The following is a 22,835-nucleotide window of genomic DNA, read 5'->3' as shown; positions in this document are numbered from 1 at the left end:
GACAGACACGTGGGAGAGATCAAGATGGGCATCAAGCGCGGAACCACCCTGGCAGCCGTGGCAGTCGTCGTCGCCCTCACGGCAACGGCCTGCGGCGGGGACGACGCCGGGTCGGCCGACTCGGTCAAGCCGGCCGGCGCCGCCTCCCAGGCCCCCGCGGCGGACGACGGCTACGGCTCCGGCGGCTCCGGCGCGGGTGACTCCGCCCCGGGTGCCGAGCCCGCCGGGCAGTTGGCCGTCTCCCAGAACGGCCAGATCGGCACCCTGCTCACCGACAGCGCCGGGCGCACCCTCTACCGCTTCGACAAGGACACCGCCAAGCCCCCGAAGTCGAACTGCGACGGGGACTGCGCGAAGACCTGGCCGGTGGTCGCCGCGGGCGACGTGACCGCGGCCGCCGGGACGGACCCGAGCCTGCTGGGCGAGGTGGTCCGCAGCGACGGCAGCAAGCAGCTGACCGTGGCGGGCTGGCCGATGTACCGGTTCGCCAAGGACACCAAGGCGGGCGACACCAACGGCCAGGGCGTCGGCGGCACCTGGTTCGCGGCCGCGCCGGACGGCAAGAAGGCCGCGAAGGCGGCCGCCCCCGCCCCGGCGGGCGGCGGGCAGGCGTCGGGCGCGCTCACCGTGGCCAAGGACCCCAAGCTCGGTGACCACATCGTCGACGGCAACGGCATGACCGTGTACCGGTTCAAGCCGGACACCGCCTGGCCCATGGTGTCCAAGTGCGAGGGCGACTGCGTGGCCAAGTGGCCGGTGGTGCCGCCGGTGGACCGGGCCAACGCCAAGGGGATCATCGAGAAGAACTACCTGGTCCTGGACCGCCCGGACGGCAAGAAGCAGCAGACCGTGAACTGCTGGCCGGTCTACACGTTCACCGGCGACAAGAAGGCGGGCGACACCAACGGCCAGGGCGTCGGCGGCACGTGGTACGCCGTGGCCCCCGACGGGGGGCTCATCACCGTCAAGTAGTCCGGCCCGAGCACTCGAACACCCGAGTGCGGGGCGCCACCACCAGACCATCCGGCCGCGCGGCCCTCGCCCCACCTCCCCCGGGGCGGGGGCCGCGCACCGTTTCCCCCCGCCGGGGCGGAACCTAGACTCCGTCGTATGCTGCGCGTACTGGCCGTCGACGACGAGAAGCCGCTCCTGGAGGAGCTCCTCTACCTGCTGCGCTCCGACCCCCGGGTGCTGAGCGCCGGGGGCGCCTCGGACGCCACCGAGGCTCTGCGCCGGATCACCCGGGCCCTGGAGGCCGGCCCGGACGGGGCCGACGGCATCGACGTCGTCTTCCTCGACATCCACATGGCCGGGCTCACCGGGCTGGACATCGCCCGGCTGCTGGCCGGGTTCGCGCGGCCGCCGCTGATCGTGTTCGTCACCGCCCACGAGGGCTTCGCGGTGCAGGCCTTCGACCTCAAGGCCGTGGACTACGTCCTCAAGCCCGTCCGCCCCGAGCGGCTGGCCGAGGCGGTCCGGCGGGTCTGCGCGCAGCTGGGCCGGGCCGCCGGGGATGCTTCGACGCTGCCGGGCGGCGCGGGCCCGCGTACCGCACCGGCCGTTCCCGACCGGCCGGCGTCGCCCGAGGTGCCGGACCAGATCGCCGTCGAGCTGGGCGGGGTCACCCGGTTCGTGGCCGTCGCCGACATCGCGTACGTCGAGGCCCAGGGCGACTACGCCCGGCTGCACACCGACGAGGGCAGCCACCTGGTCCGGATACCCCTGTCCACGCTCGAAGAGCGCTGGGCGGCGCGCGGGTTCGTCCGGATCCACCGCCGTCACCTGGTCGCGCTCGGCCGGATCGACGAGCTGCGCCTGGACGCGGGCACCACCAGTGTGCGAGTCGGCTCGGCTGAACTCCAGGTGAGCCGCAGGCACTCGCGGGAGTTGCGGGACCTGCTGATGCGCAGGGCGATGGGCTGACCGTCCGGCGTGCCGGCGAGCCGTTCACCGCACCGGGAGGGGCGTACGGCGATCCGGCGGGGCCGTCGGCCGCAGCGGTGGTGCAGCGATCCTCCGGCGTGGGTGCCCCCGCGTATCGTGGATCTTCCGGCACGGGAGGAGGCGGGGCCCAGATGTCCGAGATCCAGGCGCTGCTCGACGCCCTGACCGGACTGCCCCGCACCCGGCCGGCCGGGCCCGCCGAGGCCGAGGCACTGCTGGCCCGGCTGCGCAGCGCGGCCGCGCGCTGGGCCGACGTACTGGGCGAGGCCAACTACGGGGTCACGCAGCAGCTGCCGCCCCGGGCGCAGGCGGCGCTGACGCTGGCCTTCCGGCGGGCGGAGCAGTCGTACGTGGAGCTGGAGATCGCCCTGCGCGACTGCGAGGAGCACCGGGACCCGGCGCGCTGACCTCCCCCGCGCGGCTTCCCCATGGCTTCCCGTGGGGCTCCCGTGTGGCCGGTGGCGGTCCCGGGATCGCGCCGGATCAGGCCTGTTGCCCGGTCAGAGGCCGTGCGTAGACTCCGGTCACCCCGCCCCCAGCCGAAGGACCGACCGGTGAACCAGACGTACGCGCTGACCGCGGTCACCGTGGTCGTGCTGGTCACGGTGCTGGTCGGGGCGCTGGGGCTGCGGATATCCCGGACCACCTCCGATTTCTACGTCGCTTCGCGGACGGTCGGGCCGCGCCTCAACGCGGCGGCCATCAGCGGGGAGTACCTCTCGGCCGCCTCCTTCCTCGGAGTCGCGGGCCTGGTGCTGCTCCAGGGGCCCGAGATGCTCTGGTACCCGGTCGGCTACACCGCGGGCTACCTGGTCCTGCTGGTGCTGGTGGCGGCCCCGCTGCGGCGCTCGGGGGCGTACACGCTGCCCGACTTCGCCGAGGCCAGGCTGGAGTCGCAGGCCGTGCGGCGCATCGCGGTGCTGTTCGTGCTCGGGGTCGGCTGGCTCTACCTGCTGCCGCAGTTGCAGGGCGCGGGGCTGACCCTGGAGATCCTGACCGGGGCCCCGCACTGGGTGGGCGGGGTGGTCGTCGCCGTGGTGGTGACGACCGCGGTCGCGGCGGGCGGGATGCGCAGCATCACCTTCGTGCAGGCCTTCCAGTACTGGCTGAAGCTCACGGCCCTGCTGGTCCCGGCGTTCTTTCTGCTGGCGGCCTGGGCCGGGGACGGGGCGCCGCGCGCCTCCTTCGACGCCCCGGCCGTCTTCCGCGAGCACACCGCCGTCACCTTCGCCGAGGACGTACGGCTCGCGCTGGACGCCCCGCTGACGGTGACGGTGACCGGCCGCGTGGACGGGCGCACGTACGAGGCCGCGCCGCTGACCCTGGGGGCCGGGCAGCATTCCGTACAGGCCGACGCGCGGCTGGAGTTCGCCCCCGGCACGCCGGTGCCCGACACCCCGGCGCGGGGCGGGCCGGGCGGGTCCAGCTGGTCGGAGTCGCTGTCCGGGGACCGGCCCGAGCTGCGGTTGTACGCGACGTACGGGCTGATCCTGGCCACCTTCCTCGGCACCATGGGGCTGCCGCACGTGGCGGTGCGCTTCTACACGAGCCCCAACGGGCGGGCCGCGCGGCGCACCACGCTGGTGGTGCTCGGACTGGTCGGCGTCTTCTACCTGCTGCCGCCGGTGTACGGGGCGCTGGGCCGGATCTACGCCCCCGAGCTGGCCCTGACCGGGGACGCCGACGCGGCCGTGCTGGTGCTGCCGGCGCGGCTGGTGGGCGGGGTGCCCGGGGAGCTGCTGGGGGCGCTGCTGGCCGGGGGCGCCTTCGCGGCGTTCCTGTCGACGGCCTCGGGGCTGACCATGGCGGTGGCCGGGGTGCTGCACCAGGACGTGCTGCGGGCGCGCGGGGTGCGGAGTTTCCGGGTCGCGGTGCTGGTGGCGATCCTGGTTCCGCTGGCGGGCAGTGTCGCGGCGACCGATGTGCCGGTGGCGGACGCGGTGGGGCTGGCCTTCGCGGTGTCGGCGTCGTCGTTCTGCCCGCTGCTGGTGCTGGGGATCTGGTGGCGCGGGCTGACGCCGCCCGGGGCGGTGGCGGGGCTGGTGACCGGTGGCGGGGCGGCGCTGAGCGCGGTGCTGGCGACGCGGGCCGGGCTGGTGCCGGCGGGGTGGGGCAACACGCTGCTGGCGTGGCCGGCCGTGTGGTCCGTGCCGCTGGGCTTCCTGACGATGGTGCTGGTGTCACTGGCCACCCGGGCGCGGGTACCGGCCGGGACGGCGGCGACGCTGGCCCGGCTGCACCTGCCGGAGGACGTGACGGCGGGCGCGGGCGCGGGGCCGGGCGCGGGGCAGGCCGCGGGGCCGGGCGCGGGCGGTGCTCCATGACCGGAGCGGTGCTCTCGGTGCTGGTTGCGGCGGCTGCGGCCCTGCTGCTGGGCCTCGGCTGGGCGGGCGGCCGCCGGCACGCCCGGCGCGGCGAACGGGCCGTGGGCCTCGACCTCGGCACCCCGGTGGAGCGGGCCACCTTCCACACCCTGCACACCGCCTCCCTCGCCGCGCCCCCGCTGCGCGCCGGCCTCACCGAGGACGCCGCGCGCAAGGCCGTCAGGCGGCTGCGCTCGCTGCTCGGCACCGAGGCGCTGTGCCTCACCGACCGGGAGGGGGTGCTGGCCTGGGACGGGCCGGGCGCCGACCACCACGAGCGGCGGGCGATGGCCCGGGTGGCGTTGATGCTGGAGTCCGGGCGCAGTCAGAGCGTACGGATCGAGTGCGAGCGGCCGGACTGCCCGCTGAAGTGGGCGGTGGTCGCCCCGCTGACCGGCGAGGACGGGGTGCTGGGCGCGCTGGTGGCCTACGGCTCCCGGGAGTCCGCGGTGCTGGCGCGGGCCGCCACCGAGCTGGCGCGGTGGGTCTCCGTCCAGTTGGAGCTCTCCGAGCTGGACCGCTCCCGGACCAGGCTGATGGAGGCCGAGATCAAGGCGCTGCGGGCGCAGATCTCCCCGCACTTCATCTTCAACTCCCTCGCGGCCATCGCCTCGTTCGTGCGCACGGACCCGGAGCGGGCGCGGGACCTGCTGCTGGAGTTCGCGGACTTCACCCGCTACTCGTTCCGGCGGCACGGGGACTTCACCACGCTGGCCGAGGAGTTGCGCTCCATCGAGCAGTACCTGGCGCTGGCCGGGGCCCGGTTCGGGGACCGGCTGAAGGTGACGTTGCAAGTGGCGCCGGAGGTGCTGCCGGTGGCGCTGCCGTTCCTGTGCCTCCAGCCGCTGGTGGAGAACGCCGTCAAGCACGGGCTGGAGGACTCCACCGAGGAGTGCAGGATCACGATCGCGGCCCGGGACGCGGGCGCGGAGGCGCTGATCACCATCGAGGACAACGGCGTCGGGATGGACCCCGCCCTGCTGCGCCGGATCCTGGCGGGGGAACGGACGGGGTCCGCCTCCGGGATCGGCCTGCCCAATGTGGACGAGCGGATGCGCCAGGTGTACGGGGACGACTCGGGGCTCGTCATCGAAACCGGAGTCGGCGCGGGCATGAAGATCACCGTACGGATTCCCAAGTACCGGGCGGGAGTGCACAGTTCGCTGCCCGGAGAGCGGCCCCCGCGGCGCTGACCCCCGGATCTGCGGGTCCGCGGGTCCGGCGCCCCCGCCCGGAACGCCGGTGGCCCCGGCCGTCCACGAGGGGACGGCCGGGGCCACCGGAAGAGCGGGGGGGACTAGCTCCAGCTGGCGTGCAGCGGCTTGCCCTCGGCGTAGCCGGCGGCGGACTGGATGCCGACCACGGCCTTCTCCTCGAACTCCGCGAGGGAGCCCGCACCGGCGTAGGTGCAGGAGGAGCGGACGCCCGCGATGATCGAGTCGATCAGGTCCTCGACGCCCGGACGGGCCGGGTCCAGGAACATGCGCGAGGTGGAGATGCCCTCCTCGAACAGCGCCTTGCGGGCGCGGTCGTAGGCCGACTCCTCCGAGGTGCGGTTGCGCACGGCACGCGCGGACGCCATGCCGAAGGACTCCTTGTACAGGCGGCCGTCGGCGGCCTGCTGCAGGTCGCCCGGGGACTCGTACGTACCGGCGAACCAGGAGCCGATCATGACGTTGGACGCACCGGCGGCCAGCGCCATCGCCACGTCGCGCGGGTGGCGGACGCCGCCGTCGGCCCAGACGTGCTTGCCGTACTTCTTCGCCTCGGCCGCGCACTCCAGCACCGCGGAGAACTGCGGGCGGCCCACGCCGGTCATCATGCGGGTGGTGCACATGGCGCCGGGGCCCACACCGACCTTGATGATGTCGGCGCCGGCGTCGATGAGGTCCTTGACGCCCTCGGCGGCGACGATGTTGCCGGCCACGATCGGGACCTGCGGGTCAAGGGCGCGGACGGCCTTGATCGCGTTGATCATCGATTCCTGGTGGCCGTGCGCGGTGTCGATGACGATGGTGTCCACGCCCGCGTCGAGCAGCTGCTTGGCCTTGGCCACGAAGTCGCCGTTGATGCCGACGGCCGCCGCGATGCGCAGCTTGCCGTTGGCGTCGGTGGCCGGGGTGTAGAGCGTCGCGCGCAGCGCACCCTTGCGGGTGAGGATGCCGACGAGCTTGCCGTCCTTGTCGACGGCCGGGGCCAGCTTGCGGTGGCCGGCGTCGAGCTTGTTGAAGGCCTCGCGGGGGTCGATGTCGGCGTCGATGAGCAGGAGCTCCTTCGACATGACCTCGGAGAGCTGGGTGAAGCGGTCCACGCCGGTCAGGTCGTGATCGGTGACGACGCCGACGGGGCGGCCCTCGTCGTCGACGACGACGCCGGCGCCGTGGGCGCGCTTGGGCAGCAGGGACAGCGCGTCGGCGACCGTCTGGGTGGGCGCCAGCGTGATCGGGGTGTCGAGCACGTGGTGGCGGGTCTTCACCCAGGAGATGACGTCGGTGACGACCTCGATCGGGATGTCCTGCGGGATGACGACGATGCCGCCGCGGCGGGCGACGGTCTCGGCCATCCGGCGGCCGGCGATGGCGGTCATGTTCGCCACGACCAGGGGAATGGTGGTGCCGGTGCCGTCGGGCGAGGACAGGTCGACGCCCTGGCGGGAGCCGACCGCGGAGCGGCTCGGCACCATGAACACATCGTCGTACGTCAGGTCGTACGGCGGCTTCAGGTCATTGAGGAAACGCACGTGCTGAACATCCCAGTCGATCGGAGGTGCCTCGACAGGGCAGCCGAGGAAAACGCACGTACTTCATTCTCCCATGTCCTGGGGTTTACACCGCCCGGGCTGATCGTCCAGGACATACCGGGCCGTGTGGTCGTTTCCTACGGGACCTTGGTCCTTCCGGGGGTCCGGACCGCGCTCCGCCGGTGCACCGGGCCGGTGCGCCGCCCCAGCGGGAGGAACGTTCCGCCGTGCCGGACCGCCGTGAACTCGGCGGCGATGGCCAGGGCGGTCTCCTCGGGGGTGCCCCCGCCCAGGTCCAGGCCGATCGGCGAGTGCAGCCGGGCCAGGGCGGCCGGCCCCACGCCCTCCTCGCGGAGCCGCTCGGCGCGCTCGGCATGGGTGCGCCGCGATCCCATGGCTCCCACGTACCCCAGGGGCAGTCCCAGGGCGAGCGAGAGCAGCGGTACGTCGAATTTGGCGTCGTGGGTGAGTACGCACACCGCGGTACGTCCATCCAGGCGGCCGGCGGCCGATTCCGCGGCGAGGTGCCGGTGGGGCCAGTCCACGACGACCTCGTCGGCGCCGGGGAAGCGGGCCCGCGTCGCGAAGACGGACCGGGCGTCACAGACGGTGACCCGGTACCCGAGGAAGACTCCGATCCGCGCGAGGGCGGAGGCGAAGTCGATGGCCCCGTACACGATCAGCCGGGGCGGTTCGGCGGCCGACTCGACCAGCAGGGTGAGAGGCTCCCCGCACAGCCCGCCGGCCGTGCCGAGCTCGGCGGTGCCCGTGCGCCCGGCCACCAGCAGCGCCCGCGCCTGCCCGGCGGCGGCGCGGTCCAGCTCCGCGCCCCCGCCCAGGCAGCCCTCGTAGCGGCCGTCGGGGTGCACGGCCAGGGCCCGGCCCAGCTGCCGCGCCGGGCCGGACACCACCCGGGCCAGCGCGGCCCGCGCCCCGCCGCACGCGGCGTCGAGCACCGAGCCGATGACGGGGCGTACCGGGTCGCGCCCGCGCACCGGGGTGACGAGCACGTCCAGGACTCCGCCGCAGGTCAGCCCCACGGCGAAGGCGTCGTCGTCGCTGTGGCCGAAGCGCTGCAGGCCGCCCCGGCCGGACTCGACGGCCTCCAGGCAGAGCTCGTGCACGGCCGATTCCACGCAGCCGCCGGAGAGGGAGCCGAGCGCGGTGCCGCCGGCGTCCACGGCGAGCGAGGCCCCGGGTCCGCGCGGGGCGCTGCCGGTGACGGTGACCACGGTGGCGAGCGCGAAGTCCTGCCCGGCAGCACACCACGCGCGTAGTTCCGCGGCGATGTCCAGCATCAGCGGATGTACTCGCGGCGCGCGGTCTGGCCGGGGATGAGCGGTCGCGGCGGCAGGACCGGGGGCGTGGTGGTGCGGCCGGCCGCGTGGGTGGCGGCGGACCTGGCCGGGCCCGGGTAGGGCTCGGGCAGCCGTCCGCGGGCGCCGAGCAGCGTCGCGGCGTGGGCGACGCTGGCGAGGGTGGCGTGGTGGTGCCAGCCCCGGAAGGAACGGCCTTCGAAGTCGCGGATGCCGACGGGTTCGCAGACGTCGGCGAAGTCGAGCGCGACCCGGTCGGTGAGCTTGGCCAGCAGGAAGAGCTGCGCCAGCGGCCGGTCGCCGATGTTGGTGATCCAGAACTCGGAGGGCAGCAGGGCCGCTTCGGTCCACGCGCCCACCAGCAGCAACGGGGTGGGGGTGACGGGCGCGGGCCGGTCCTCGCCGGGTGCGGCGAGGACCGGGGCCGAGGTCAGCAGGGTCACGGCTCCCTCGGCGCGGCCGTGCCGGGTCCATTCGACGACCCGCCGCTGGGAGCGCAGGGAGTCGATGAGCTCGCGGGCGGGGGCGGTGTGCGGTCCGGGTTTGTGGCGGGCGGCGCCCCCGAAGGAAACGGGCAGCGAGCCGTCCACCTTGAAGACGAAGGGGATGTCCTGGAGGGCGAAGGATTCGGCGCACTGCGGGAGTTCGGTATTGGAGACCTCCATCACCACGGGCCGGCGCTGGAGTTGCCAGGTGGCAGCCATCCGCTGGACGGCGTGTACGGCGTCCTGGGCGGGGGTGAGGGAGCGGGCGGTGTCGGGTATGCCGGCCCGACGGCGGCGCAGGAGCTCGTTGGTCCACGGACCGGGGAGGGTCAGGGTCCATTCGACGGGGAAGCCGGCCTCGCTGGAGGCGAGCCAGATCCCGCTGGCCTGCTGGCAGTTGGCGGTGCGGCCGAGCTGGGGGACGAACTGCCGGCCGACGCCGACGGAGCGGTCGCCGGCCTTCTCGATGACCATGGGCTGGACCACCCAGGCGAGCGGGCGCTGCGCGGTGCGTTCCAGGTGCTGGGCGAGTGAGCGGCGTACGGGAGTCCAGTCCCAGGGGGACTTGCTGATGAACTGCTGAAGGCTCTGTTCGACGGAACTGGCCCCTGTTCCGGCGATGTTACGGATTGTTTTCTTACCGGAGGTCCGCACGAGGCCGTTCAGATATACGCGGGCCCAGTTTCGCTGGTCCCGCCGGGGTAAGGACTCGAAGAAAAGTGAGATCAGTACGTCGATCAATTCGGAGATTTCCTTGGCGGATTCCTCCGGCAGAACTACGCGAGCCATCTCGGCCTCCCCCGCGACCAGCTAGATCCATGACCCTACTTGACCGCGGAGAACGGCCGTAGGCCCGGGCGGCTACTTCCTGAGGTCGCTGGCAGTTTCGAGCCGCTCCTCCCCTATCACGAGCGGGATGGGGATCTGGTTCGCCGCGTAGTACAGGGCAATCAGGAAGTGTGCGACGAGAGTGAGCGGAGCGGAGAAGAAGGACAGGACGACGGTCAAGGGGTAGGCGATGGCGCCCAGTCCGAATCGCAGCCGCGTGGCGCGGGCCCCGTCCTTGTCCACGGTTTCGTGGAAAAGGTGGCCGACCTGGGTGACGTACCACCAGAAGGCGAGGAATGCGAGGGCGTAGACGACGGTCCAGGAACTGTAGAGGATGGCGGCCACGTTGGCCGAATCGTCGTTCACCAGGTGTTCGGCGAGGACATTGGTGGTGTAGGGGATCACCGATACCACCATCAGCACCATGAGATTCAGGAACAACAGCGGTCGGTCCACGCGCTTGAGGTGACTGAAGATCGTGTGGTGATTGACCCACATGACGCCGATGATCAGGAAACTCACGACGTACGCCGCGTAGTGCGGCCATTGTTCCCGCAGCCCGTGCCAGAGCTCGTCGCCCCGGCCTTCCGGAACCTTTAACTCCAGCACCAGGATCGTGATCACGATGGCGAATACGCCGTCGCTGAACGCCTCGACCCGGTTCGTTTCCTGTTCCATGGCCTCCCCTTCACCCTTGCGCTCGCAACCTTCACGCGTGGACGGGGAGGGCGCTGCCCGGCCCTCCCCGCTCACGCTACCCAGATCTCGGGGGTCAGCCGCCGAAGCCGGCGGTCTGCCGCCAGATCCGGCCATCGCGGACGACGAGTGTCCCGAACGCGTGCTCCGGTTCGCCGTTCAGGTTCATGACCGCCCGGTAGAAGATCGTGTCCTCGGTCTCGATGTACTCCTGGAGCTCCACCAGGGTGGGCTTCACGGTGAGGTATCCGGTGAAGGTCTCGCGCACCGCCTCGATCCCCACCGAGACGCCCTCGAAGCGCAACAGCACGGCGTCGTCGGTGTAGTTCTTCATGACCGCCTCGATGTCCAGCGCGGCCAGCGCCTCCATCTGGCGGACGAACACCGGGTGCAGCTTGGCGATGTCGTACTTGGTCATGCCGACTCCATTCTCTCAACTGGCGGTGGTGGGACTCGTGGTGGCGGGACTCGTGGTGGCGGGACTCGCGCAGGCGGGATCCGTCCCCGACAGGGGCAGCCGGACGAGCATCCGGGTCTCCCCCGGGCGCGACCGGGCGGTGATCGACCCGTGGTGGCGCTGGGTCACGATGCGGTAGCTGAGGTGCAGGCCGAGCCCCGTGCCCTTGCCCACGTCCTTGGTGGTGTAGAAGGGTTCGAAGATCCGTGGCAGGGATTCCTCCGGGATGCCCCGGCCGCTGTCGGCGATCTCGACGACCATGCAGACGCCCTCGACCCGGACGCGCAGGGTGAGCGTGCCGGAGCCCTCCATGGCCTCGGCCGAGTTGTCGACCAGGTTGGTCCACACCTGGTTCAACTCGCTCGGGTAGCCCGTTAGTTCGGGCAGGTCGGGATGGTACTCCCGTACAACGCTGATACCTGTGAGCTTGGAACGCAGCACGACCAGCGTGTTCTCCAGCCCGTCGGTCACCGCGAAGCGCTGCTCGGGCGCGCGGTCGAGATTGGCGTAATCCCGGGTGGCGGAGACCAGTTGGGAGATCCGCGGCCCGGCCGCGCGGAGCTCGGCCGCCAGCGACCGGATCTCCAGGAGCGCCGCGAGGTGGTCCAGCGCGGCGGGCAGGGCCGGCTCGCCGACCCCCTCCAGCCGCTCCAGCAGCCAGCCCAGCTCCAGCCCGAGGTCCGCGACGCCGGAGCCGAGCAGTCCGGGACGCTCGGCGCCCGCCTCCTCGGCCCAGTCGGCGATCTCCTCCTCGGCGTCGGCCTGGGCCAGCGGATCGCTCACCACGGGCGGCGGCACCTTGTCGAGCTCGTCGGCCAGCCGGTCGAGTACGGAGCGCTCCGCGCCCGTCGCGGCCGCCCCCCAGGCCTGGGCGGTGCGGGTGAGCCCGTCCAGGGCGGGCACCAGCTCCTGCGCGGCGCGGGCGACGGCCGCCGCGGGGTTGTTCAGCTCGTGCGCGAGCCCCGCGGCGAGGGTGCCGAGCGCCTCGACGGTGGCCCGTTTGCGCGCCTGGACCTCGGAGGACTTGATCCGCCAGGCCAGCACGGGGATCAGTACGGCCGCCACCCCGTGGCAGCGGGTCAGCATCTCGAAGAACACCGGCTTCGCGTACGCCACCACGGTGGTGGCCGGACCGCTCGCGGCCGCGGTGGCCACGTAGGCGCCGTCGGTCAGCAACGGCAGCTCCCCGGTGAACCGGTGGGCCGCGGCGGGCTTCCCGTCGTGCTCCTCGGCAGCCGCGCCCTCCTCCTCGGTCGAATGCCGGGTGAGCACCTCCTCGCGGCCGTCGACCACCTTGGTCACCACCAGCCCGCCCGAGAGCAGGACGTGGAAGCCGGCGGCCTCCTCGCCGTCGCGGAAGAGGATCTCCCCGTCGGCCAGCACCCGGGGCTCGGACACCGAGACCAGCCAGTCCAGCTGGTCCTCCGTGAGGCCTTCGAAGATCTCCAGCCCGCGCAGGGCCGAGCGCAGCACCTCGGGATTCATGCCCGGCTCCCCTCCGCGTCGGTACGGGCGGCCAGCCGCAGGGTCACCAGCAGGGCCAGCGCGCACACCGCGGCGACGGCCGCCATGAAGCCGACCGACGTGCGCTGCAGGCCGTGGACGTTGGTGAGCATCCCGGCGAGCACCGCGGGCACGCTCATCGCCAGGTACGCGAACACGTAGACGGCGGCCGTCAGTTCGCCCCGGTGCGCGGGCTCGGCGAGGGTGCTCAGGGCGCGGAAGGAGCCGAGGAACGCCGCGCCCCAGCCGCTGCCGAGCACGGCGGTGCCGGCGAGGAACACGGCGGCCGAGCCGAGGCCCAGCGCCAGCAGGACCAGGCCGAGCCCGGCGAGCAGCCCGCACAGTCCGAGCACCGCCGTGCGCAGCGCCTCGGTGCGGCCCAGCAGCAGTTGGGCCGCGGTGGCGGCGCCCGCGAGCAGGGCCACGGTGGCCCCGCCGACGAGGTAGTTGGTGGATTCGAGGAGCGAGAGGGCCAGGTGCGGGCCGAGCGAGAGGTAGAAGCCGCCGACCGACCAGACGGCGACGATGGTCAGGACGAGTACGGCGAACCGGCCGCGCACGGCGGCCGGGATCCGGATCCGGTGCGGGGCGATGCGCGGCCGGCCGCCGGATCCGGGGGCGCTCTCCGCCATCCGCACCACACCGGCCAGCACGCCGGTGAAGGCACCGATCAGCAGCAGGTACGTCAGTACGGTCGGGGCGGGCGCGTACTGGACGAGCAGCCCGGCCCCGATCCCGCCGAGGCCGATCCCGATGGTCGGCCCCGCGCTGTTGACCTGGGCGCCGAGCGCGGGCCGCGAGCGGGGGGCGAGTTCCAGCAGCGCGGCGCCCATCGCCCCGGTGGCCAGGCCGACCGCGAGCCCCTGCACGGCTCGGGCGGCGAGGAGCAGGCCGAGCCCCTGGGCCCCGGCGAACAGGGCCATGGAGACGATCGCGAGGACCAGTCCGGCGCCCAGGACGGGGCGCCGGCCGAGGGTGTCCGACAGGGATCCGAACAGCAGCAGGCCGGCGAGCACGGTGACGGCGTACAGGGCGAAGACCACCGTGATCATGCCGGAGGAGAGTCCCCACTTCTCCTGGTAGAGGACGTACAGGGCGGAGGGGACGGAGGAGGAGAGCATCAGCAGCACGAGCACCGCGCCCACCAGCCAGAATCCGGAGCCCCTCGGCCCGCCGGCCCGGTGGGTGGCGCGGGTCGCGGGGGTGCCTGGGACGGGAGGGTGCAACTTCGTGCTCCTCGTGGTCGTCTCGGACGGTTCCACTGCTTCACTCAACTCCCCGTGGGTGAGGTCAGGCGAGGGCCCGGTCCTGCGCCCTCGCCAGCGCGCGGGCGGTCAGCACCCCCGCGAGGTGGCCCAGGTACTCGGCCGAGGTGCCGCGCCCGGGGACGAAGAGCTCCCGGGGCTCGGCGCGGAAGGCCGCGAGCACGGCCTCCGTCGTGTACGGGCCCCCGCGCAGCCGGTCTTCGACCCCGCGCAGCCGCAGTGCGCGGGCGGTGGCCCCGGTGACGGCGATGCGCGGCCCGTCGGGGGTGATCCGTACCGCGGTGGCGCACACCGGGTAGCGGGTGGCCCGGTCGGCGGTCTTCTCGAAGGCTCCGCCCCGCCCCGAGCCGGGCACGAGCAGGGCGGTGACCACGGCGCCGGCGGGCGCTCCGGTGGCGGCGAACTCCTCGGCCCGCACCGCCGAGCGGCCGCCGGGGCCGGCCAGCTCGACCAGCGCGTCGGCGGCGATGGCCGCGACCGGCAGGTCGGTGGCCCGCCCGGTGGCGGCGAGGTTGCCGCCGACGGTGCCGAGGTTGCGGACCTGCGGGTCGCCGTTGGCGCGGGCCGCGGCGGCCAGCTCGGGGGCCGCGTCGAGCACCAGCGGGTGCGCGGCGAGTTCGCCGAGCCTCGTCAGGGCCCCGATGCGCAGCCCCTCGGGGGTCCGCCGGATGCCCCGCAGCTCCTCCAGGTGCGTCACGTCGACCAGCAGGCGGGCCCGGTCGGCCCCGGTGCGCAGGTCGGGCAGCAGGCTCTGGCCCCCGGCCAGCACCCGGGCGCCCCGGGTGCCGGACAGCAGGGTCAGCGCCTCGTCGAGGCCGTCGGGCCGTACGTAGTCGAACTCGGCGAGGATCACCGGTTGCCTCCCTGCATCGCGCGCCAGACCTTCTCGGGGGTCAGGGGCATGTCGATGTGCTGCACGCCCAGGTCCCCGAGGGCGTCGACGACCGCGTTGACGACGGCGGCGGCGGGCGGCACGGTGGCGATCTCGCCCGCGCCCTTGGCGCCGAGCGGGTTGTGCGGGGACGGCGTGACGGTCTTGTCGAGGGCGAAGAACGGCACGTCGGCCGCGCGCGGCAGGGCGTAGGTGGTGAGGTCGGCGGTGACCAGCAGCCCGTTCTCGTCGTACTCGGCGGCCTCCATCAGCGCCTGGCCGAGGCCGTGCACGATGCTGCCCTCGATCTGGCCGAGGACCACCTTGGGGTTGCCGATGTTGCCGGCGTCGTCGACGGCGGTGTAGGCCACCACCTCGGTCCCGCCGGTCAGTTCGTCGATCTCGACGACCGCGACGTGCGTCCCGAAGGGGTAGTTGAAGTCCGGCGGGTCGAAGTGGGTGGTCTCGTCGAGGGCGGGCTCGATGTCCGGGGGCAGCCCCCAGCCGTACCACATGGCCATCGCCAGCTCGGCGAAGGTCTTGCCGTTCGCCTCGTTGCCCTCTTCGTGGACCCTGCCGCCCGCGTAGACCGCCTTGTCCTCGGGGATCCCGAGGAAGACGGCCCCGGCCCTGACCAGCTTGCTCCGGATCTTCCGGGCGGTGAGGGCGACGGCGGGGGCGGCCATGCTGTAGGAGCGCGAGCCGTAGGTGCCCTGCCCGTACGGGGCCTTGAGCGTGTCTCCCTCGTACACCTGGACCTGGGCGGGGTCGATGCCTAGCTCGTCGGCGGCGACCTGCGCGAAGACGGTGCCGTGGCTCTGGCCGGTGGAGGCGGAGCCGACGGTGACGGTGACCTCGCCGGTCGGGTGGACGCGGATGTTCGCGCTCTCCCAGGTGCCGCCGAGCATGCCCTCCTGGGACATCCGGGTGGAGGGGCCGACCCCGCAGATGGCGACGTAGGTGGCGATGCCGACGCCGAGCCGCTTGCCGCGGGTGCGGGCCTCGGCCTTGCGGGCGGGCATGTCGGCGTAGCCCGACAGCTCGATCGCCCGGTCGAAGTTCAGCCGGTAGTTCCCGGAGTCGTAGGTCCAGCCGAGGCCGTTGTCGTACGGGAACTTCTCCTTCGGGACCAGGTTCTTGCGGCGTACCGCCGCCGGGTCCATGCCGATCTCGGAGGCGTACCGGTCGACCAGGCGCTCCATCAGGAAGGCGGCCTCGGCCCGCCCGCTGCCGCGCTGGGCGCCGAGCGGGACGGTGTTGGTGAAGGCGGCGTAGACCTCGCAGAAGGCGGCGGGGATGTCGTACATCCCGCTGATGGAGCGGCCCATCAGGGCGGTGGCGACACCGGGGCCGATGGTGGAGGGGTAGGCGCCGAGGTTGGCGTAGCTGGTGCAGCGCAGGCCGGTGATGCGGCCGTCGCGGGTGCCGGCGAGGGTGACGTGCTGGCGGTGGTCGCGGCCCTGGACGGTGGAGTTCATGAGGCCGGTGCGGGTGTCGACCCACTTCACGGGTCGGCCGAGCTCCTTGGAGAGCAGCAGGACCAGCGCCATGTCGGGGTAGAGGTAGCCCTTGGTGCCGAAGCTGCCGCCGACGGTCGGGGCGATCACGCGGAGCTTGTTGAAGGGGATCCCGAGGACCAGCGCGGAGAGCAGGAAGCGGTGGTTGTGCGGGCCCTGGGTGGAGGCGTACAGCGTGTACTCGCCGGTGGCGGCGTTGTGGTCGCCGACCGCGCCGCGCGGCTCGATGGGGCTGTTGACCGTGCGCTGGTTGACCAGGTCCAGCTCGACGGTGACCTCGGCCCCGGCGATGGCCGCGTCGGTGCGGTCCTTGTCGCCGCAGGTCCAGTACGCGTTCAGGTTGCCCGGCACCGCCTCGTGCAGCTGGGGCGCGCCGTCGGCGAGCGCGGCGTCGGCCCGGGTGACCACGGGCAGCGGCTCGTACTCGACGGTGATGGCGGCGAGCGCCGCGGCGGCCTCGCGCGGGGTCTCGGCGACGACCGCGGCGATGGCGTCGCCGACGTGGCGGACGGTGTCGCCGCTGAGGACCGGGCGGGAGCCGGGAAGTCCGTAGGGGTGGGGCGGGAAGTGGCTCTCGACCCCGCCGGGTACCCAGATGCAGGGCAGCGGCATGACGTCGGCGAAGTCGGCGGCGGTGGCCACTTTCAGTACGCCGGGGAGCTGTTCGGCCGCCTTGGTCTCGATGGAGAGGATCTTCGCGTGGGCCACCGGACTGCCGAGGATGGCCATGTGGGCGGTGCCCGGCAGGTTGATGTCGGCCACGTACGTGGCCTCGCCGCGCAGCAGCCCCGGATCCTCGCGGCTGTCCAGCGGCCGGCCCAGCGGGCCGCTTGCCGTGGTGGCGGCTTCCCCCGTCACTGCGGTCATCTCCCTCACACCTCCTGTCCGGGGGTGGACGCCGGGGATGCGGCGGCGCCGGCGGGCGCTTCGGCCCGGGCGGCGGAGCAGGCGCGCTGCACTCCGCGCACGACGCTGTGGTAGCCGGTGCAGCGGCACAGGTTCCCGGTGAGCCACTCGCGGATCTCGGACTCGGTGGGGGCCTCGCGGTCCGCGGTGCTGTCGGCGAGGGCGGTCTCGACGAGTTCGCCGAGGGCCATGACCATCCCGGGGGTGCAGAAGCCGCACTGGGTGCCGTGCTCCTGGCGCAGGGCTTCCTGGAGCCCGGTGAGCTCCCCGCCCGGGGTGGTGACGCCCTCGATGGTGGTCACCGCGGAGCCGGCGGCCGAGGCGGTGAGGACCAGGCAGCTCTTGACGGACCGGCCGTCGAGCCGCACGACGCAGGAGCCGCACTGGCCGGTGTCGCAGCCGACCTTGGTGCCGGTCAGTCCCAGGCCGTCGCGGAGCCGTTCCACGAGCAGTTCGTTCGGCCGGGCCGCGAACTGCTCGGGTCTTCCGTTCACGTTCAGTGAGAGATCCATGCCAGCGCCTGCGCTTCCGTGAGCGGCCGGTTGAAGAGGGGTCCGCCGGGCTGTTGGAGAATTCCTCCGGAGTGCAGCGGACCGGTGTCGACGGGGGCGAATCCCAGATCCGTGATGATTCCCGCGACGATTTCTTTCGCTTTCCCGTCGTCGCCCGCCGTGAAATGGGCCAGGCGTTCGCCCCGCGTCGTGCCGGCGACGGCGAGGGTCTCGAAGTGCATGGTGTTCAGGGATTTCACAACCCGTGCGCCGGGATACCACTCGGCGACGAGTTCGCTGGAGCCGCGCCCGGCCAGGTCCCGGGGATTTCCGGCGCCGGCGAACGCGTTGGTGGCGTCGACCAGCACGGTGTCGCGTACGGCGTCCTGCGGCAGCAGCCCGCGGACGCTGTCGAACGGCACCATCAGCACCAGCAGTCCGGCCCGGTCCGCGGCCTCGGCGGGGTGCGCCGCCGAGGCCGCGGGCCCGAGTTCGGCGACCAGGGCCGCCAGGCTCCGGGGGCCGCGGGCGTTGGCGAGCACGACCTCGTGGCCCGCGGCCACCAGGATCCGCGCGAGGGTCGAGCCGATCCTGCCGGTGCCGATGATGCCTGTCCGCATTGACGCTCCTCGGGCCTGTCGTGAACGGGTCGGGGTGTCAGTCCATGCCGATCCAGACCGACTTGGTCTGGGTGTAGCTCTCCAGCGACTCGGGGCCGCACTCGCGGCCGTAGCCGGAGGCCTTGTAGCCGCCGTAGGGCACGGAGGGGTCGTACTGGTTGTAGCAATTCACCCAGACCGTGCCCGCCTTGATCTGCGAGGCGACGCGGTGGGCGCGGCGGAGGTCCTTGGTGTGGACCCCGGCGGCGAGGCCGTACGCGCTGTCGTTCGCGATGCGTACGGCGTCCTCCTCGGTGTCGAAGGGGATGATCGACAGGACCGGCCCGAAGATCTCCTCCTGGGCGATCCGCATGCCGTTGTCGACGCCGGTGAAGACGGTCGGCAGGAAGTACAGGCCGGCCGAGAGCTCGCCGGAGGCGCCCTCGGGGGTCCATCCGGTGCCGCCGGTGCGCAGGACCGCGCCTTCCTTCTCGCCGATCTCGATGTAGGAGCTGACCTTGTCGAACTGGCCCCGGTGGGCGAGCGGCCCGAAGAGGGTGGCCGGGTCGCGCGGGTCGCCGGGCTTGAGGGCGGCGGCCCTGCGGACGAGGCGTTCGACCATCTCGTCGTGGATGGGGCGGTGCAGCAGCAGCCGGGAGCCGGCGGTGCAGATCTCGCCCTTGTTGTAGTAGATGCCGAAGAAGGCCAGTTCCTCGGCGGCGTCGAGGTCGGCGTCGGCGAAGACGATGTTGGCGGACTTGCCGCCGAGCTCCATCGTCACCTTCTTCAGCGTGCCGGCCGCCTTGCGGATGATGGACTGGCCGACGGAGGTGGAGCCCGTGAACGCGATCTTGTCGATGTCCGGGTGGTCGGTGAGGGTCTCCCCCAGTTCCACGCCGGGACCGGTGATGACGTTCAGCACCCCGTCCGGGATCTCCGCCTCCTGGAAGAGCTCGGCGATCTTCAGGGCGGTGAGCGGGGTGGCCGGGGAGGGCTTGTGGACCACCGTGTTCCCGGCCGCGAGGGCCGGGGCGATCTTGGTCATCGACAGCAGCAGCGGGAAGTTGAACGGGGTGATGGCGCAGACCACGCCCAGCGGCTCGCGCAGGGTGTACGCGAGCTGCCCGCCGGCCGGGGCCCGCGAGGAGCCGTCCACCCGGGTCACCGCGCCGGCGTAGTAGTGCATGAGCTGGGCGGCCATGGGGGCGTCGACGGTGCTGGAGAAGGCGAAGGGCTTGCCCATGTCCACCGTCTCCAGGAGGGCGATCTCCTCCAGGTCCCGCTCGATGAGCTCACCGACCCGGTTCAGCCGCAGCGCGCGCTCCTGGGCGGAGAGTCTGCTCCAGGGACCTTCCTCGTACGCCTTGCGGGCGGCGGCCACGGCCGCGTCCGCGTCGGCGGCGGTGGCCTGGGCCACCGGAACGATCTCCTGTCCGTCCACGGGGCTGATGTCCGGCTCGGTACGGCCGTCCCGGGACGGGACCCAGGTGCCGCCGATGAACAGTTTCCCGGGGTTGGCCAAGGGCTGGTCGCTGAGCGCGCGCTTGGTCATGGCTGCCTTCCGGTGTCGGGGTGCGGGGCCTAGCCCTGCGCGAGCTGCCGTAAGAACGTCTCGGCAAGGGCCTTGGAGGAGTACGGGTTCTGTCCGGTCGTGAGCTTGCGGTCCACGACGACGTGGGAGTCCCAGATCGCCTCGGCCTTCTCGTACCGCGCGCCGAGCCGGGTGAGCTCGGCCTCCAGGATCAGCGGGAGGCGGCCGGCCATGTTCGTGACCAGTTCCTCGCTGTGCGAGAAGGCCGTCATCCGGTAGCCCTCGAAGGGCCAGCGGCCCTCGCCGTCGCGCAGCGCGAGCAGCGAGGTGTGGCCGTGGCAGACGGTGGCGAGCGGCTTGTCCTGGGCGATGGCCCAGCGCAGGATCTGGGCGAGCTCGTCGGACTTGGGGAGGTCGCCGATGGCGCCGTGGCCGCCGCTGATGTAGATGCCGTCGTAGTCCGCGACGTCCTTCTCGCCGAGGCCCTCCAGGGCGATGGGGGCTCTCAGCTGCGGGGTGTTCTCGATGACCCGGACGTACTCGGCGGCGTTGGCCGCGTCCTCGTCCGGCGAGCCCTGCGGGCGGACCCACTGGAGGAACTGGGGGTCGATGCTGGTCTGGTCGACCGTGGGGGCCGAGCCGCCGATCGTCGCCACGTCCACGGTGTGGCCGGCCGCCTTGAAGAGGTTATAGGGCACGACGAATTCCTCGGCCCAGAATCCCGAGGGGTGCTGTTCCCCGTCCAGCAGATGGAGCGTGGCCTTGGCCGTCATGACGACGAGAATCTTCATGACTCTTCTCCTGTTCTGGATGTGCCGGATTCGCTGCCGATTCAACACGCCCCCCGCTAGGGGCGTAAGGGGGTGACGTCAGGCCCGCGATACTTCGTCACGTGCGTCCAACGCCGAGATGATGGTGCGGAATTCACCGACCAGGGGGTGGTCGGGGTGAGCTTCGGCGAATATGCGTTCACCGTAGAGGGCGGCCATTTCCGGTACATAGGGAAGGATTCCGGCGAGGGGTGCGCAGTAGACCTCCTCCGCGCGCCGGCGGGCCGCCTCGCGGTCGATGCCCTCGGGGGCCATGCTCATCACCAGGGCCCGCCGGCAGGACAGCCGCCCGGTCAGGGCGATGGTCTCCTCGACCCCCTGGAGGTCGATCCGGTCCGCCCGGGCCATGATCATCAGCACGTCGGCGCTCGCCATCGCGGTCACCGACTCGTTGTTGAGTCCGGCGTGGGTGTCGAGCAGCAGCACGTCGAGGGCGTAGTACTCGGCCAGTCGGTCGAAGCCCTCCGGCAGCAGCCCCACGTCGTAGCCGGTGGTCATGATCTCCCGCAGGGCGGCCGTGCCGGTCCGGGCCGGGACGACGTACAGACCCAGGCCGGGATCGGCGCCCACCTGCTGGGCCGTGGCCTCGATCTCGCAGCGTCCGAGCAGGTAGTCGGCCAGGGCGGGACCCGGGCCGAGCCGGAAGAGCAGGTCCAGGGTGGGCGACTGGATGTCCGTGTCGACCACCCCCACCCGGCGCCCCTCGCCCGCGATGAGCAGGGCGAGGTTCGCCAGTACCGAGGACTTTCCGGTACCGCCGCGGTGCGAGTGCACCACGACGGTCCTGGTCATCAGGCCACCGCCGGCCGGTCCGCGTGCGGCCCCCGCGCCGCACGTGGCCGGTGCAGGGCCAGCATGGTGACGTCGTCGTGCTGTTCGGCTGTGCCGGTGTGTTCACGTACGGCCGTGTCCATCCGGTCGACCACCTCCCTGCCGCTCGCCGGAGGTCCGGCGAGCAGCTCCAGCATCCGGTCGTCGCCGAGGAAGCTGCCGCTGGGGCAGCGCGCCTCGGGCACTCCGTCGGTGAACACGAAGAGGGTGTCGCCGGGGTTCAACTGGGCGTAGCCGAGTGTGTACACGCAGTCGGGGAGCACCCCGACGGCCGGTCCCGTGACGTCCAGCGCGCGCGGTCCGCTGCCGTCGGCGGACAGCAGCAGGGGCGGGTTGTGACCGCCGTTGATGTAGACGAGGCTGCCGGTGAGGGGGTCCAGCACCCCGAAGAACAGGGTGGCGAAGTAGCCCTGCCGCAGGTGGTTGCGGGTCAGGTAGCCGTTGGTGGCGGTTACCGCGTTGAGCAGCGGCGTCGCGCCGACGACCGGGATCCGCCGGCTGCCGCCCGCCCGGCCGGCGGCCACCAGGTGCTGGAGGCCGCTGTTCTCGGCGGTGTGCCGCAGCAGGGAGCGGATGAGCGCCATGAACAGCGCGGCGCCCACGCCCTTGTCGCAGACGTCGGCCACGACGAAGGCGAGCCGTCGGCCGCGGGAGATCTCGAAGACGTCGTAGAAGTCCCCGGCGACCTGCCGGGCGGGCCGGAACCGCACGTCGATCTCCCAGCCCTCGGGGACCGGCAGCGATTCCGGCAGGAAGCCGGCCTGGATTTCCCGGCCGATCTCCAACTCCTTCTCGTATCCCATGAGTTCGGCCCGGGCATCGGCCTCGCGCAGGGTGCGGCCGAGTCCGGCGCGCTCCGAGCAGCTGTGCAGCCGGGCCCCGACCAGGGTGGGCAGGAAGGGCGGCACGAGGTAGTCGTGGCCGAGCCGGACGTGTTCCTCCAGGGCGGCGAACTCGGTGACGGTCCACACGACCACGATGGGGGCTCCGGCCCAGCGGCGCAGCCGGCGCACGGCCGTCCGTACGGAGTCCCCGTCGGCCAGTGCCGGGGAGAGCAGCACGTCCGCGACGGGCAGCTCCTCCTGCGGTCCCGACAGCAGTTCGGCGAGGGTGCGCGGGATGAGTTCCGCGTCCATCTCGCGCAGTGCGTCGAGCAGTTCGAGCGGAGGAGGCGGGTACTCGTCGAGGATGATCACGGTCGTGGAGGGCATCGGTCCGTCCCCTCGGCCTTCACGGTCAGCGTGCTGATGTTGCGGCCGTCCCTGTGGACATAGGCGAACTCGTCCACGCTGGTCAGCGCCAGGTGGATGCCGAGGCCGCCGATCCGCCTGCGCTCCGGGGGAACCCCGGGGTCGGGCGGGAGGCGTCCCTGGACGGGGTCGAAGGGGGGCGCCGCGTCCTCGATGACGACCTGCACCCGGCCGGCACCGGAGCGGCCGCGGACGGTGATCCGCCCGTCGCCGCCCCGGTAGCCGTGCATCACGATGTTCGTGGCCAGCTCGTCCACGGCCAGCCGGATCCGGTACGCGGCGCCCTTGTCCAGTCCCGCCCGGGCGGCCAGCCGCACCACGAACGCGGCGATGTCGCCCAGTGCCCCGAGGGTGGCGGGCACCTCCATTTCGGCGGGCGTCCTCGCCAGTTCGACCATGTCGGCCATGGGAG

21 protein-coding genes are annotated in these 22,835 nt (G+C 72.7%); 5 read left to right on the top strand and 16 right to left on the bottom strand.

The window, feature by feature from the left end; all coding sequences use genetic code 11:
• The first annotated feature begins 24 nt into the window (after window positions 1-24).
• The 5 genes from AB0M99_RS09720 (at window position 25) to AB0M99_RS09700 (ending at window position 5,500) form a co-directional block, all read left to right on the top strand.
• Window positions 25-972, top strand: a complete 948-nt coding sequence (locus AB0M99_RS09720; RefSeq protein WP_365918502.1) for an SCO0930 family lipoprotein — start codon at window positions 25-27, stop codon at window positions 970-972.
• 138 nt (window positions 973-1,110) lie between these two features.
• The gene (locus AB0M99_RS09715) at window positions 1,111-1,923 is read left to right on the top strand and encodes a LytTR family DNA-binding domain-containing protein (RefSeq protein ID WP_365918394.1); all 813 of its coding nucleotides are present in this window, start codon (window positions 1,111-1,113) and stop codon (window positions 1,921-1,923) included.
• 152 nt (window positions 1,924-2,075) lie between these two features.
• Window positions 2,076-2,351, top strand: coding sequence for a hypothetical protein (locus tag AB0M99_RS09710; protein WP_365918392.1), 276 nt, complete (start codon window positions 2,076-2,078; stop codon window positions 2,349-2,351).
• 147 nt (window positions 2,352-2,498) lie between these two features.
• Window positions 2,499-4,268 (top strand): cation acetate symporter, encoded by a 1,770-nt coding sequence (locus AB0M99_RS09705; protein ID WP_365918390.1) that lies wholly within the window; start codon window positions 2,499-2,501, stop codon window positions 4,266-4,268.
• Window positions 4,265-5,500, top strand: a complete 1,236-nt coding sequence (locus AB0M99_RS09700) for a histidine kinase (RefSeq protein ID WP_365918388.1) — start codon at window positions 4,265-4,267, stop codon at window positions 5,498-5,500. The genes AB0M99_RS09705 and AB0M99_RS09700 overlap by 4 nt, the downstream gene beginning before the upstream one ends.
• A gap of 104 nt (window positions 5,501-5,604) precedes the next feature.
• Here AB0M99_RS09700 and AB0M99_RS09695 read toward each other — a convergent pair whose 3' ends face one another.
• From AB0M99_RS09695 to AB0M99_RS09620, 16 genes are all read right to left on the bottom strand, one after another.
• Complete coding sequence (locus AB0M99_RS09695; protein WP_365918386.1) at window positions 5,605-7,047, bottom strand: GuaB1 family IMP dehydrogenase-related protein; 1,443 nt, start codon at window positions 7,045-7,047, stop codon at window positions 5,605-5,607.
• A gap of 137 nt (window positions 7,048-7,184) precedes the next feature.
• Entirely contained in the window at window positions 7,185-8,345 is a 1,161-nt protein-coding gene (locus tag AB0M99_RS09690; protein WP_365918384.1) for an XdhC family protein, read from the bottom strand.
• A complete protein-coding gene (locus AB0M99_RS09685) occupies window positions 8,345-9,637 on the bottom strand; it encodes a transposase (RefSeq protein ID WP_365918382.1) in 1,293 nt (430 codons plus the stop codon). Before AB0M99_RS09685 ends, AB0M99_RS09690 begins: the two co-directional genes overlap by 1 nt.
• 72 nt (window positions 9,638-9,709) lie before the next feature.
• Window positions 9,710-10,354: a TMEM175 family protein gene (locus AB0M99_RS09680; protein WP_365918381.1), complete on the bottom strand. Its 645-nt coding sequence runs from the start codon at window positions 10,352-10,354 to the stop codon at window positions 9,710-9,712.
• A gap of 94 nt (window positions 10,355-10,448) precedes the next feature.
• Window positions 10,449-10,790, bottom strand: coding sequence for a nuclear transport factor 2 family protein (locus AB0M99_RS09675; protein ID WP_365918379.1), 342 nt, complete (start codon window positions 10,788-10,790; stop codon window positions 10,449-10,451).
• Between the two features lie 15 nt (window positions 10,791-10,805).
• Complete coding sequence (locus tag AB0M99_RS09670) at window positions 10,806-12,314, bottom strand: ATP-binding protein (RefSeq protein WP_365918378.1); 1,509 nt, start codon at window positions 12,312-12,314, stop codon at window positions 10,806-10,808.
• Window positions 12,311-13,558, bottom strand: coding sequence for an MFS transporter (locus AB0M99_RS09665; protein ID WP_365918377.1), 1,248 nt, complete (start codon window positions 13,556-13,558; stop codon window positions 12,311-12,313). The genes AB0M99_RS09670 and AB0M99_RS09665 overlap by 4 nt, the downstream gene beginning before the upstream one ends.
• Before the next feature lie 64 nt (window positions 13,559-13,622).
• A complete protein-coding gene (locus AB0M99_RS09660) occupies window positions 13,623-14,450 on the bottom strand; it encodes an FAD binding domain-containing protein (protein ID WP_365918375.1) in 828 nt (275 codons plus the stop codon).
• Window positions 14,447-16,852, bottom strand: coding sequence for a xanthine dehydrogenase family protein molybdopterin-binding subunit (locus AB0M99_RS09655; RefSeq protein WP_365918373.1), 2,406 nt, complete (start codon window positions 16,850-16,852; stop codon window positions 14,447-14,449). The genes AB0M99_RS09660 and AB0M99_RS09655 overlap by 4 nt, the downstream gene beginning before the upstream one ends.
• 5 nt (window positions 16,853-16,857) lie before the next feature.
• A complete protein-coding gene (locus AB0M99_RS09650) occupies window positions 16,858-17,403 on the bottom strand; it encodes a (2Fe-2S)-binding protein (RefSeq protein WP_365918371.1) in 546 nt (181 codons plus the stop codon).
• On the bottom strand, window positions 17,388-18,002 hold the full coding sequence (locus AB0M99_RS09645; RefSeq protein WP_365918369.1) for an NAD(P)-binding domain-containing protein: 615 nt from the start codon (window positions 18,000-18,002) through the stop codon (window positions 17,388-17,390). The genes AB0M99_RS09650 and AB0M99_RS09645 overlap by 16 nt, the downstream gene beginning before the upstream one ends.
• Before the next feature lie 37 nt (window positions 18,003-18,039).
• Entirely contained in the window at window positions 18,040-19,533 is a 1,494-nt protein-coding gene (locus AB0M99_RS09640; RefSeq protein WP_365918367.1) for an aldehyde dehydrogenase family protein, read from the bottom strand.
• Between the two features lie 29 nt (window positions 19,534-19,562).
• Window positions 19,563-20,303 carry a type 1 glutamine amidotransferase domain-containing protein gene (locus tag AB0M99_RS09635; protein WP_365918365.1) on the bottom strand — a complete coding sequence of 247 codons (741 nt, stop codon included), beginning with the start codon at window positions 20,301-20,303 and terminating at the stop codon, window positions 19,563-19,565.
• A gap of 78 nt (window positions 20,304-20,381) precedes the next feature.
• Window positions 20,382-21,134: a MinD/ParA family protein gene (locus AB0M99_RS09630; protein ID WP_365918363.1), complete on the bottom strand. Its 753-nt coding sequence runs from the start codon at window positions 21,132-21,134 to the stop codon at window positions 20,382-20,384.
• A complete protein-coding gene (locus AB0M99_RS09625; protein ID WP_365918361.1) occupies window positions 21,134-22,384 on the bottom strand; it encodes a PP2C family protein-serine/threonine phosphatase in 1,251 nt (416 codons plus the stop codon). The genes AB0M99_RS09630 and AB0M99_RS09625 overlap by 1 nt, the downstream gene beginning before the upstream one ends.
• The gene (locus AB0M99_RS09620; protein WP_365918359.1) at window positions 22,366-22,830 is read right to left on the bottom strand and encodes an ATP-binding protein; all 465 of its coding nucleotides are present in this window, start codon (window positions 22,828-22,830) and stop codon (window positions 22,366-22,368) included. Before AB0M99_RS09620 ends, AB0M99_RS09625 begins: the two co-directional genes overlap by 19 nt.
• Window positions 22,831-22,835: the final 5 nt, after the last annotated feature.

Origin of the sequence: Streptomyces sp. NPDC051183, from assembly GCF_040682455.1 — a bacterium.
In the GTDB taxonomy this organism is placed as follows: Bacteria; Actinomycetota; Actinomycetes; order Streptomycetales; family Streptomycetaceae; genus Streptomyces.
The sequence above is the reverse complement of the archived record's forward strand: the minus strand, read 5'-3'. Positions and strand labels throughout refer to the sequence as shown.